11 protein-coding genes are annotated in these 11,945 nt (G+C 65.6%); all 11 read right to left on the bottom strand.

Annotation, left to right across the window (positions count from 1 at the left end; all coding sequences use genetic code 11):
- Window positions 1–1,154: acetyl-CoA C-acyltransferase (locus Q0C59_RS15695; RefSeq protein ID WP_291217166.1), on the bottom strand; the 1,154-nt coding region annotated here is incomplete at its 3' end.
- Window positions 1,151–1,573, bottom strand: coding sequence for an endonuclease domain-containing protein (locus Q0C59_RS15690; RefSeq protein ID WP_291217163.1), 423 nt, complete (start codon window positions 1,571–1,573; stop codon window positions 1,151–1,153). The genes Q0C59_RS15695 and Q0C59_RS15690, both read right to left, overlap by 4 nt.
- A 126-nt stretch (window positions 1,574–1,699) precedes the next feature.
- A complete protein-coding gene (locus Q0C59_RS15685; protein ID WP_291217161.1) occupies window positions 1,700–4,099 on the bottom strand; it encodes a 3-hydroxyacyl-CoA dehydrogenase/enoyl-CoA hydratase family protein in 2,400 nt (799 codons plus the stop codon).
- Window positions 4,100–4,130: 31 nt separating this feature from the next.
- Window positions 4,131–4,571 (bottom strand): DUF2147 domain-containing protein, encoded by a 441-nt coding sequence (locus Q0C59_RS15680; RefSeq protein WP_291217158.1) that lies wholly within the window; start codon window positions 4,569–4,571, stop codon window positions 4,131–4,133.
- Between the two features lie 34 nt (window positions 4,572–4,605).
- The gene (locus tag Q0C59_RS15675; protein WP_291217156.1) at window positions 4,606–6,402 is read right to left on the bottom strand and encodes an acyl-CoA dehydrogenase C-terminal domain-containing protein; all 1,797 of its coding nucleotides are present in this window, start codon (window positions 6,400–6,402) and stop codon (window positions 4,606–4,608) included.
- A gap of 43 nt (window positions 6,403–6,445) precedes the next feature.
- Entirely contained in the window at window positions 6,446–7,153 is a 708-nt protein-coding gene (locus Q0C59_RS15670) for a TetR/AcrR family transcriptional regulator (protein WP_291217153.1), read from the bottom strand.
- 122 nt (window positions 7,154–7,275) lie between these two features.
- Window positions 7,276–7,968: a ligase-associated DNA damage response endonuclease PdeM gene (gene pdeM, locus Q0C59_RS15665; protein WP_291217150.1), complete on the bottom strand. Its 693-nt coding sequence runs from the start codon at window positions 7,966–7,968 to the stop codon at window positions 7,276–7,278.
- Between the two features lie 29 nt (window positions 7,969–7,997).
- Entirely contained in the window at window positions 7,998–8,690 is a 693-nt protein-coding gene (gene slmA / locus Q0C59_RS15660) for a nucleoid occlusion factor SlmA (protein ID WP_291217148.1), read from the bottom strand.
- A 132-nt stretch (window positions 8,691–8,822) separates the two neighbouring features.
- A complete protein-coding gene (locus Q0C59_RS15655) occupies window positions 8,823–10,274 on the bottom strand; it encodes an ATP-binding protein (protein ID WP_291217145.1) in 1,452 nt (483 codons plus the stop codon).
- A gap of 19 nt (window positions 10,275–10,293) precedes the next feature.
- Window positions 10,294–10,986, bottom strand: coding sequence for a response regulator transcription factor (locus Q0C59_RS15650; RefSeq protein ID WP_291217141.1), 693 nt, complete (start codon window positions 10,984–10,986; stop codon window positions 10,294–10,296).
- Window positions 10,987–11,081: 95 nt separating this feature from the next.
- Window positions 11,082–11,945 (bottom strand): acetylglutamate kinase (argB, locus tag Q0C59_RS15645; protein ID WP_291217139.1); only part of this gene is annotated, 864 nt, incomplete at its 5' end.

Here is an 11,945-nt window from a genome sequence, read left to right as displayed (position 1 = left end):
ACCATGCCGTAGCGTTTGTTGTGCCGCTTGAGCGCGTGCACCACGGTTGCCGCGCGGATGGCGCCGGTGGCGCCCAGCGGGTGGCCCAGCGCAATGGCGCCGCCCATGGGGTTGACCTTGGCAGGGTCCAGGCCCAGCGTGTTCATGACGGCGAGCGACTGCGCGGCAAAGGCTTCGTTGAGCTCGAACCAGTCGATGTCGTCCTGCTTCAGACCGGCGTATTTCAGCGCGGCCGGGATGGCTTCGATCGGGCCCACACCCATGATGTGCGGTGGCACGCCGCGCGAGGCGTAGCTGACAAAGCGCGCCAGCGGCGTGAGGTTGTAGCGCTTCAGGGCGGCTTCGCTCACCAGAATGAGTGCACCCGCGCCGTCGCTGGTCTGCGAGCTGTTGCCCGCCGTGACCGAACCGCGCGCGGCGAACACCGTGCGCAGTTTGGCCAGGCCTTCGAGCGAGGTGTCGGGCCGCGCGCCTTCATCCAGGCTCACGGTGCGGGTGGTGGTGGTGACCTCGGCGCTCTCCAGGTCGACGCTGCGCTCGGTCACTTCCACCGGCGTGATCTCGTCGGTGAACTCGCCGTTCTTCATGGCCAGCACAGCACGCTGGTGCGACTGCACGGCAAACGCGTCCTGCGCTTCGCGCGAGACCTTCCACTGCTGCGCCACCTTCTCGGCCGTGAGGCCCATGCCGTAGGCGATGCCGTAGCTCTCCACGTCGTCGGTGTTGGTGAAGATGGTGGGCGAGAGGCTGGGCGAGTTGCCCATCATGGGCACCATGCTCATGCTCTCGGTGCCGGCGGCGATCATGACGTCGGCCTCACCCACGCGGATGCGGTCGGCCGCCATCTGCAGGGCCGACAGGCCGGACGCGCAGAAGCGGTTGACGGTGATGCCGCCCACGCTGTGCGGCAGGCCGGCCAGGATGGCGCCGATGCGCGCCACGTTCAGGCCCTGCTGCGCTTCAGGAATCGCGCAGCCGCAGATGATGTCCTCGATCGCCTTGGGGTCCAGCGTGGGCACCTGGCTGAGCGCGGAGCGCAGGGCGAGGGCCAGCAGGTCGTCGGGGCGCAGGTGCTTGAACGAGCCCTTGTGCGAACGGCCGATGGGGGTGCGGGTGGCTGCGACGATGTAGGCGTCCTGGATCTGTTTGCTCATGGGTTCGCTCCTTGTGCGATGTCTTCCTCCTTCCCCCTTTGGGGGAAGGCAGGGATGGGGGCAATGCCCGCCAACGTGTTGAGTTGATGAAGGATGGCGCTCAGCACGCCATCGAGGTTCTGAAACGGTGCGTTCGACGGGAAGCGCATCACGGCAAAGCCATGGGATTTGAAGAACGCGTCCCGAGCACAGTCGTAGGCTTGGTTGTCCGCGTGCTGCGAGCCATCCAGCTCAACGATGAGCTTCGGTTCAAGGCAGGCGAAGTCGGCAATGTAGTTACCCAGTGGATGCTGGCGGCGGAACTTGAAACCCAGTTGCTCACCCCGAAGCCCCGACCACAGCTTGCGCTCGGCGTCGGTCATGTCCCGCCGCAGGGCGCGGGCGTTGACTTGGGCTTTGGGAGTGGCCTGGTTTTGCATGGTTATTGGTTGGCGTAGAGCCCCCATCCCTGCCTTCCCCCAGAGGGGGAAGGGGTCAATCGGGCTCCGCTCCTTCCCCCTCTGGGGGAAGGCCGGGATGGGGGCACGCACACCAACAACATCACATCAATTCCGCACCGGCTTGCCCGTGTTCAGCATCCCCAAAATCCGCTCCTGCGTCTTGGGATGCACGATCAGCGAACAAAACGCGCGGCGCTCCAGCGTCATGAGGTAGTCCTCGTTCACCAGCGTGCCCGGCTCCACATCACCGCCGGTCACCACGTTGGCGATCAGCGACGCAATGTGGAAGTCGTGCTGGCTGATGAAGCCGCCGTCGCGCATGTTGACCAGGCTGCCCAGGATGGTGGCCTTGCCGTCGCGGCCGGCCACCGGGAACAGTCGCTTGTGCGGTGCGCGATAACCACCGTTGAAAAGGCTCTTCGCTTCGTTGATGGCGACAAACAGGAGTTCATCCTTGTGCGGCACGATCACGTCGGAGTGCAGCACGAAGCCGAGCTTTCTCGACTCCAGTGCGCTGGTGCCCACCTTGGCCATGGCCGCAGCGGTGAAGCCTTCGGTGAGGAAGGGCAGCAGGTCTTTGCCGGTTGAGGTTTCGGCGTTCTCGGCCGCGCGGCGCGCGATGTAGGTGAGGCCACCGGCGCCGGGCACCAGGCCCACGCCCACTTCCACCAGGCCGATGTAGCTTTCCATGTGCACCACGCGGCGCGCGCTGTACACGGCCAGTTCACAACCACCGCCCAGCGCCAGGCCGCGCACGGCAGACACCACCGGCACGTTGGCATAGCGCAGGCGCAGCATGGTCTGCTGCATGAAGCCTTCGGCGTCTTCGATGGCGCTCACGCCCACCGCCATGAAGGCCGGCAGCATGGCCTGCAGGTCGGCGCCGGCGCTGAAGGGCTCGTCGCCCGACCAGACCACCAGGCCCTGGTATTCCTGCTCGGCCAGGTCCACCGCAGCCATGAGGCCTTCGCAGACCTCGGGGCTGATCGCGTGCATCTTGGTTTTGATGCTGGCGATCAACACGTGTTCGTCCAGGGTCCAGATGCGGATCGAATCGTTCTCTTCGATCGTGGTGCCGGCGGTCTCGAACTTCGGGCCAGCCTCGCCGAGCAACAGCTCGGGGAAGTGCTGGCGCTGGTAGACCGGCAGCTGGCGGCGCGCGTCGAACGTGCCCGTGGTCGGGTTCCACGAACCTTGCGCGGTGTGCACGCCACCGGCCTCGGCCACCGGGCCCTTGAAAACCCACTCGGGCAGCGGCGCTTTGCTCAGTGCCTTGCCGGCGTCGATGTCTTCCTGAACCATCTTCGCCACGTCAAGCCAGCCCGCCTCTTGCCAGAGCTCGAACGGGCCCTGCTTCATGCCGAAGCCCCAGCGCATGGCCTGGTCCACGTCGCGCGCGGTGTCGGCGATTTGGCCCAAGTGCACCGCAGCGTAGTGAAAGCTGTTGCGCAGGATGGCCCAGAGAAACTGGCCTTGCGGGCCTTCGGCGTTGCGCAACAGCTTCAGGCGCTCGGCGGCCGGGCGCTTGAGCATGCGGCCATAGACCTCGTCGGCCTTCTCGCCGGCGGGCACGTAGTCTTCGCTGTCCAGATCGAAACGCAGGATGTCGCGCCCCACCTTCTTGAAGAAGCCGGCCTTGGTCTTCTGGCCCAGGTTCTTGAGCTCCAGCAGTTTGGCCAGCACCGGTGGCGTGCCGAAGCTGCCGTAGAACGGATCGGTCTCCAGGCTCAGGTTGTCCTGCAGCGTCTTGACCACATGGGCCATGGTGTCCAGGCCGACCACGTCGGCGGTGCGGAAGGTGCCGCTGCTCGCGCGGCCCAGGCGCTTGCCGGTGAGATCGTCGACCACATCAAAGCTGAGACCGAAGTTCTCCACCTCTTTCATCGTGGCCAACATGCCGGCGATGCCGATGCGGTTGGCAATGAAGTTGGGCGTGTCTTTGGCGCGCACAACGCCCTTGCCCAGGCCGCTGGTGACGAAGGTCTCCAGGTCGTTGAGGATCTGCGGCTCGGTGGTCGGCGTGGCGATCAACTCCACCAGCGTCATGTAACGCGGCGGATTGAAGAAGTGGATGCCGCAGAAGCGCGGCTTGATCGCCTCGGGCAGCACTTCGCTGAGCTTGGTGATCGACAGGCCCGAGGTGTTGGACGCGACGATCGCGTGCGGCGCGATGAAGGGCGCGATCTTGGTGTACAGGTCGAGCTTCCAGTCCATGCGCTCGGCGATGGCCTCGATGATCAGGTCACAGTCTTTCAACTGCTCCATGTGCTCTTCGTAGTTGGCCTGGACGATCAGGTCGGCATCAGACGCCACGCCCAGCGGCGAAGGCTTGAGCTTCTTGAGGTTCTCGATGGCGCGGGTGACGATGCCGTTCTTCGGGCCTTCCTTCGCAGGCAGGTCAAACAGCACCACCGGCACCTTGACGTTGACCAGGTGCGCAGCGATCTGCGCGCCCATCACGCCCGCGCCGAGCACGGCGACTTTCTTCACTTGAAATCGGTTCATTGGTTTTCCATGAATGGGGAAAGGCGCGCGGTCACTCGACTCGCAACCAGACCTGGGTTCGGTAGAACGGGCCGATGTAGCCGCGCATCTCCAGCTTCTTGCCGTCTTCCACCGGCTTGAGGCGCGTGCGGTAGACCTTGCCGTTGTTCGGGTCGACGATGGTGCCGCCCTCGAACACCGTGGCATCGCCTTCGCTGGCCTTCAGGCCGCGCAGGATGGTCATGCCCAGCACGGGCTTGTCCTTGCGGTCGTCGGTGCACTTGTCGCACACCGCGTCCTGCTTGCTGTCGGGGTCCAGCAGCTTCTCGATCGTGCCGCTGAAGACCCCGTTGGCCTCCTTGATCCGCACCAGCGACTTCTCTTTTTTCGTGTCGTCGTCGATGGTCTTCCACAGGCCCACGGGCGACATCTGAGCGAACGCAGACAGCGAAGCCAAGGACAGGGCGAGGGTGCTCACAACGGTCTTGATCATGGAAGTCTCCTGGTGGTTGGAGGGGGGCAAGGTTTTATGCCAACGCCGCGTCGGTGTCCATCAGCACTTTTGAACCCGAACGTGCCGTACGCATCAGCGTCGCGGTCTCGGGGAAGAGCTTGGCGAAGTAGAAGCGCGCGGTCTGCAGCTTGGCCACGTAGAACGGGTCGGTGTTGCCGGCAGCGATCTCGCGCAGCGCCACCTGCGCCATGCGGGCCCAGAAGTAGCCGAACACCAGGTGGCCGGCGACGCGCAAGTAGTCCACTGCAGCAGCGCCCACTTCGTCCGCGTTCTGCAGACCCTTGAAGCCGATTTCGGTGGTGAACTTGGTGATCTGCTCACCCAGGATGGCCAGCGGGTTGATGAACTCGGCCATCTTTTCGTTGACGCCCTCTTCCATCACCAGTGCGCCCACCAGCTTGCCGAACTTCTTGAGCGTGGCGCCGTTGTTGCCCAGCACCTTGCGACCCAGCAGGTCCAGGCTCTGGATGGTGTTGGTGCCCTCATAGATCATGTTGATGCGCGCATCGCGCACAAACTGCTCCATGCCCCATTCCTTGATGTAGCCGTGGCCACCGAACACCTGCTGGCACTGCGTGGCCGCATTAAAGCCGTTGTCGGTCAGGAAAGCCTTGGTGATGGGCGTGAGCAGCGAGAGCATGTCGTCGCTGTCCTTGCGCACCTTCTCGTCGGGGTGGTTGTGCACCTTTTCCAGCAGCACCGAGCAGAAGATGGCCAGCGCGCGGCCACCTTCGGCGTAGGCCTTGGCGGTGAGCAGCATGCGGCGCACGTCGGGGTGCACGATGATCGGATCGGCCGGTTTGTCCTTGGCCTTGGGGCCGGTCAGGCTGCGCATCTGGATACGGTCTTTCGCATAGGCCAGTGCGTTCTGGTACGCCACTTCGGTCAGGCCCAGCGACTGGTTGCCCACGCCCAGGCGGGCGGCGTTCATCATCACGAACATGCCCTGCATGCCCTTGTTGGGCTGGCCCACCAGAGTGCCGATGGCGCCGTCCATGACGATCTGCGCCGTGGCATTGCCGTGGATGCCCATCTTGTGCTCCAGGCCACCGCAGTAGATGCCGTTGCGCTCGCCCAGCGTGCCGTCCTGGTTCACGTTGAACTTGGGCACGATGAACAGGCTCACGCCCTTGATGCCGGGGGGCGCATCGGGCAGACGGGCCAGCACCAGGTGGATGATGTTGTCCGCCATGTCGTGTTCACCGGCGCTGATGAATATCTTGTTGCCGGTGAGCTTGTAGGTGCCGTCGGGCTGCGGCTCGGCCTTGGTGCGCATGAGGCCCAGGTCGGTGCCGCAATGCGGCTCGGTCAGGCACATGGTGCCGGTCCATTCGCCGCTGGTCATCTTGTGCAGGTAGGTCGCCTTCTGCTCGTCGGTGCCGAAGGTGTGCAGCGAAGCGTAGGCGCCGTGGGTCAGCCCCGGGTACATGGTCCAGGCCTGGTTGGCCGAGTTCATCATTTCGTACATGCACTGGTTCACCACCAGCGGCAGGCCCTGGCCGCCGAATGCGGGGTCGCACGAGAGTGCCGCCCAGCCACCGTCCACGTAGGTCTTGTAGGCTTCCTTGAAGCCCTTGGGCGTGGTGACTTCGTGCGTCTTCTGGTCGAGCTTGCAGCCCTCGGTGTCGCCGCTGATGTTCAGCGGAAAGATCACCTGCGAAGCAAACTTGCCACCTTCTTCGAGAACTGCGTTGATGGTGTCGGCGTCGATGTCGGCGTGGGCCGGGATGGCCTTGAGGTCGTCGGTGACCTTGAGCACTTCGTGCATCACAAACTGCATGTCTCGCAGGGGCGGGTTGTAAACGGGCATGGGGAAACTCCTGTGCTGGGTTTGCGAAAAAACGAAAGGGAAATCAGCCCTGCTTGCGTGCAGAGGCTGGCGATGTGGTGGCGGTCTTGCGGGGCGCGGGCGCCTGCGTGTTGCCGAAGCGGGTCACGATGTTCTCGAACGCGCGCACGGCGCGGCTGGCCGAGTCGGGGCTGCGCAGGAAGCGGGCTTCGTAGTGCAGCGCCAGGATCAGCGCGTGAATCTCGAAAGCCATCTGCGCGGCATCGGTGTCGGGCGCGAGGTGCCCTTCTCCAATGGCGATCTCGACCGCGCGGCGCATGGCGGAAAGCCAGGTGTTGACCGAGCTGGCCAGCGCATCGCGCACCGGGCCGGGCCGGTCGTCGAACTCGACCGCGCCGCTGATGTAGATGCAGCCCGAATCGATCTCGACCGAGGTGCGCTTCATCCAGTTGTCGAACAGCATGCGCAGGCGCGGCAGGCCGCGCGGCGCGTTGATGGCGGGGTAGAACACCTCTTCTTCAAAGCGCGTGTGGTACTCGCGCACCACCGAGATCTGCAGTTCTTCGCGCGAGCCGAAGTGCGCAAACACGCCCGACTTGCTCATCTGCATCACCTCGGCCAGTGCCCCGATCGACAGACCCTCCAGACCGATCTGCGTGGCCAGACCGAGCGCGGCATCGACGATGGCGGCTTTGGTCTGCTGGCCTTTTTGCAGCGGTTTGTGGGCCGAGGTGTCGGCGCGGGGACGGCGGGCGGTGGGAGTGGTGATCATGCGTTACAGGTGGGAGTTTCCGGATAATCGAACGGTCGTTCTATTTTTACCGCAAAACCCGGTACGTGCGCGCTTCCGGCACTTTTTGTGGGGACTTTGTTTAGGCCGGAGGCCCTAAAACGTCAGCGCAACGCCTCGGGCACCACTCGCATCGACCGATCTGCCACCGCCCATACCCGGTCACCCGGGCGCCGCTGGATGGGGTGCATGCCGGTGAAGTCGCCGAAGGCGGGCAGCACACCGACCGCGTGGTGTGCCGGGTCCCCGAACCAGAAGCACGGCAGGCGCAGTCGCTCGCGCGCGCCGCCGCTCAAGCCGATGCAGGGGTGCCAGTGACCGGCCAGCGTGTAGGCGCCGGCCACGGGCTGGGGTTCGTGGCACAGGGCCCACGGTCCCACCAGCCAAGGCTCTGTCTGCAGCTCGATGCCCCATTCGGCTGGTGGGTCGCCCGCGGCGCGGTCGTGGTTGCCGCGCACCAGGTGCACACGCAAACCCGGGGCCTTGGCTCGCCACGCGGTCAACGCCTGTCCGACCACGGCGCTCAGCTCGGGGCTGCGTCCACGCGCGGCGTGCAGCAGGTCGCCGAGGAACACGAGGTGCTGCACCGGGGTGTCGCCCAACGAGGCGAGTGCGTCACCCAATGCTTCGAGCGTGGTGGCGGTGGAGCCGGCGGGCACCGGCACACCCAGGCGGCGAAAGCTCGCGGCCTTGCCGAGGTGCACGTCGGCCACCAGCAAGACGGCGTGGTCGGGGAGGAAGGCCGCACCCGAGTGATGCAACCAGATCGACAGCCCCTGAGCCAGGTGGCCTGGCACCCATGACGCGGGGAGCGGCTTGCTTTCGGTCAGAGCCGCGTCACCGGCAGCAGCAGCGCCAGGCTGTGCTCGAGGTTTTCGCTGGGTGGGCGCTTGAAGCCGCTGCGCGCGAACCGCTGCAAACGGCCGACGCAGAAAGCGGTGATCACCGACGCATCGGCTTGGGCGTCCACCGTGGGGGTGGCAACGCCGGCCACCACGGCCGCTTCGCGCAGGTTCTGCTTCAGCACCGATTCGATCTTGTCGAAGAACAAATTCATGCGCTGTTGCAGGCGCTCGTTTTCAAACACCAGTGCATCGCCCACCATCACACGCGTCATGCCGGGATTTTTTTCGCCGAACTGCAGCAGCAGCGTGACGAGTTTGCGGCTGCGTGCGTTGGCATCGGGTTCGCGTTCGCCGAGCTGGTTGACCAGGCCGAAAACCGATTGTTCGATGAACTCGATCAAGCCTTCAAACATCTGGGCTTTGCTGGCGAAGTGGCGGTAGAGCGCTGCTTCGCTCACGTCCAGCCGCGCCGCGAGGCCGGCGGTGGTGATGCGCTCGGCTCCGGGCTGCTCCAGCATGGTGGCCAGCGCCTCCAGGATCTGCACGCGGCGCTCGCCCGGCTTGGGCCGTTTGCGCCCACCGTTGTCGGCATGGGCCGCGGCTTCGATCACGCTGGCGGCTTCAGCCGCAGCGGCGTCTTCCGGCGAAGGAGACTCGGGGACGTTGGTGGTCATGGGCAGGCGGTCCGATCGGTGTGAGCTGATGGGTGCTGGTGGCCGCGGTGCCGGCCCGGGAGGCATGTTCTGTTACGAATTTTCGCACACCGACGGTGTCGCACACACCCAACGGGGGCGGGGTACCCGATGTCAGTGGGCGATCGCATCCAGCGTCACGCGAACACGCAGGCCACGCCCATCTGCGCCGTTGTCCAGCTGCAGGTGGGTGGCGTGTACGCGCGCGATCTCCTCGGCGATGGCCAGGCCCAGCCCGTTGCCTTCGCCCGCCGTGCCAGGCACTCGGTAGAAGCGCTGCAGCACACGCAGGCGCTCGCCGGCCAGGATGCCCGGCCCGTCGTCTTCCACCTCGATCCACACCCGCTCTCCCTGGGGCGTGGACCCGCTGCCACAGCGCAAGGTGATGCGCCCACCCTGCGGGGTGTACTTCACCGCGTTGTCCACCAGGTTGATCAGCAGTTCGCGCAGCAACCACGCGTGACCGAGTGTCTGGGCGGGTTCGGTCTCCAGGCCCAGGTCCATCTGCTTGCCGCTGGCGGCGTCCAGGTAAAGGCCGAGGATGTTTTCGCACAGCTCGGCCAGATCCACCTGTTGCAGGCTTTGCGTATCACCGCCCATGGCATCGACCCGGGACAAGGCCAGCAACTGGTTGGCCAGTTGCGAGGTGCGGCGCGTGGCATCGCGCAAGCGCAGCACCTGGTCGGCGCGCAGGCTGAGCATGTCGCTCCCGCCCAGGCTGCGCGCGGCCTGGGCCCAGGCCTCCACCTGCGATTGCAGGCCGGCCAGCGGCGTGCGCAGCTGGTGAGCGGCGTCGGCCACAAAGCGTCTCTGTGCCTCGGTCTGCGCATTGACAAGACCAAACAAGCGGTTGAGCGAATCCACCAACGGCTGCACCTCCACCGGCGCCGTTTCGGCGCTGATGGGGCTGAGGTCGCGCGGGGAGCGGCGCTCCACCGCCTGCTTGAGATCGATCAGGGGACGCAGCGTTCGAGCCACACCCCAGGTAACCACACCGGCGGCCACCAGAAAGAGAACGAGGTTGGGCAGCATCACGCGCATCAGCACCGAGCTGGCCCAATGCTGCCGCGCGTCGGACCCATCGGCCAGCAGCACGATGAGGTCACCCGCTGTCGAACGCGTGCGCTGCGCCACCACCCGGTAAGTGACGCCGCCCTCCACCACGCTCAGGAATTCGGCGTCGTCGGTGGCGGGCAGAACGGTGGGCAGCCAGCGTTCACCCAACAACTGGATGCCTTGCGCGTCGAACACGCCAAAGGCGGCGAATCCCTGACGCTCACGCAAGAATTCATCCACCGGTGGCGCCAGCAACAGGGCGAGTGCGGGGGCTTCCAGCACATCGCTGGCGCTGAGCAGCGGTTCATCGAGCGACGCCGGGCCGCGCCCGGCGATGTCCATCACCACCACGGAATCGGCCAGCAGTGGCACCAGCCGCAGCAAGCGCTGGTCCTGTTGCAAGGCGGCGGTGCCTGCGCTCTGGAAGTGGAACACCATACTGACGGCGCCGATGAGCGCGATGGTGATGAGCAACAGCACCAGCAGGCGCCGCTGCAGCCCCCAGATCATGCCGGTGGCCGTTGCGCCTTCAGGTCGAGGCCACATCGCCCGGGGCCACGGTCATCTCCAGCCGGTAGCCGAAACCCCGGATGGAGCGCAGGCACACGCCGGCGGGCTCCAGGCGGGCGCGCAGGCGCGAGACGTAGACCTCGATGGTGTTGGGCGTGATCTCCTTGTCCCAACCCGTGAGCGCCTGCAGCAGCTTGTCCTTGGCTGCAGGCTTGGGTGCCTGCAGCAGCAGATATTCGAGCACGGTCCATTCGCGTGGACCCAGCTCCAGCGGTTCACCCGCGAGCGTGATGCGGCGCAGGGCCGTGTCCATTTCCACCGGGCCAAAGCCCAGCACGGCGGAGGTGGCGGCCTGCGAGCGCCTCAGCAAGGCACGCAGTCGCGCCAGCAACTCGGGCAGCTCGAAAGGCTTCACCATGTAGTCGTCGGCACCGAGGTCCAGCCCCTGCACGCGGTCGTGCAGCGCGTCTCGCGCCGTGAGGATGAGCACCGGCATCTCCAGCCCGCGCGCGCGCACACGCCGGGTCAGCTCCAGCCCGTCGATGCCAGGCAGGCCGATGTCGACGATCGCAAGGTCGAACGTTTCGCTGTCCAGTGCCTTCTCGGCTCGTTCGGCGCTGGGCACCCAGTCCACCGTGTAGCCGGCGTTGCACAGCCCCAGCTTGATGCCGCTGGCCACCATCACGTCGTCTTCAACCAAAAGCAAGCGCATGGATCAACGTTTCGCCGCCGGGCCGCCCCAAGGCGAAACAGCCCCCCTGGGGGGCAGCGGACCTCGCGCAGCGGGAAAGCGTGGGGGCCTGTTCATCAATGGCTCTTGATCATCGTGCCGAAGGGCTCGTTGCCCAGCACTTCGAGCAGCAACGCGTGCGGCACGCGGCCGTCGATGATGTGCACCGCGTTCACCCCGCTCTTGGCCGCGTCCAGCGCGCCGGCGATCTTGGGGATCATGCCGCCGGAGATGGTGCCGTCTTCCACCAACTCGTCGATCTGCCGCGGCGTGAGTTCGGTGAGCAACTGGCCATCCTTGTCGAGCACACCACGGATGTTGGTGAGCATGAGCAGCTTCTCGGCCTGCAACACGGTGGCGAGTTTGGCGGCCACCACGTCGGCGTTGATGTTGTAGCTTTCGTTGTTCTCGCCGAATCCGATCGGGCTGACCACGGGGATGAACTGGTCGTCCTGCAGGGCCTTCACCACGCTGGGGTCGATGCTCACGATGTTGCCCACCTGGCCCACGTCGTGCTCAAGGTTCGGGTCTTTCTGGTCGGTCATGCGCAGCTTCTGCGCGCGGATCATGGCGCCGTCGCGCCCGGTCAAGCCCACGGCCTTGCCACCGGCCTGGTTGATCAGACCCACGATGTCCTGCTGCACTTCACCGGCGAGCACCCACTCCACCACCTCCATGGTCTCGGCGTCGGTCACGCGCATGCCCTGGATGAACTGCCCCTGTTTGCCCAAGCGCTTGAGCAGCGTCTCGATCTGCGGTCCACCCCCGTGCACCACCACCGGGTTGATGCCGACCAGCTTGAGCAGCACCACGTCTTCCGCAAAGTCCTGCTGCAGGGCCGGGTCGGTCATGGCGTTGCCACCGTACTTGATGACCATGGTTTTGCCGTGGTACTTGCGGATGTAGGGCAGTGCCTGGGCCAGGATCTCGGCTTTGTCGCG

The sequence above is a fragment of the Hydrogenophaga sp. genome (genome assembly GCF_022844385.1).
GTDB lineage: Bacteria > Pseudomonadota > Gammaproteobacteria > Burkholderiales > Burkholderiaceae_C > Hydrogenophaga.
The sequence above is the reverse complement of the archived record's forward strand: the minus strand, read 5'-3'. Positions and strand labels throughout refer to the sequence as shown.

Bases quoted from the DNA above. Each gene is read 5' to 3' on its own strand.
- Q0C59_RS15690 (WP_291217163.1), bottom strand. From the start codon at position 1,573: ATGCAAAACCAGGCCACTCCCAAAGCCCAAGTCAACGCCCGCGCCCTG.
- Q0C59_RS15680 (WP_291217158.1), bottom strand. From the start codon at position 4,571: ATGATCAAGACCGTTGTGAGCACCCTCGCCCTGTCCTTGGCTTCGCTG.
- Q0C59_RS15670 (WP_291217153.1), bottom strand. From the start codon at position 7,153: ATGATCACCACTCCCACCGCCCGCCGTCCCCGCGCCGACACCTCGGCC.
- Q0C59_RS15655 (WP_291217145.1), bottom strand. From the start codon at position 10,274: ATGATCTGGGGGCTGCAGCGGCGCCTGCTGGTGCTGTTGCTCATCACC.
- Q0C59_RS15675 (WP_291217156.1), bottom strand. From the start codon at position 6,402: ATGCCCGTTTACAACCCGCCCCTGCGAGACATGCAGTTTGTGATGCAC.
- Q0C59_RS15685 (WP_291217161.1), bottom strand. From the start codon at position 4,099: ATGAACCGATTTCAAGTGAAGAAAGTCGCCGTGCTCGGCGCGGGCGTG.
- slmA (WP_291217148.1), bottom strand. From the start codon at position 8,690: ATGACCACCAACGTCCCCGAGTCTCCTTCGCCGGAAGACGCCGCTGCG.
- Q0C59_RS15650 (WP_291217141.1), bottom strand. From the start codon at position 10,986: ATGCGCTTGCTTTTGGTTGAAGACGACGTGATGGTGGCCAGCGGCATC.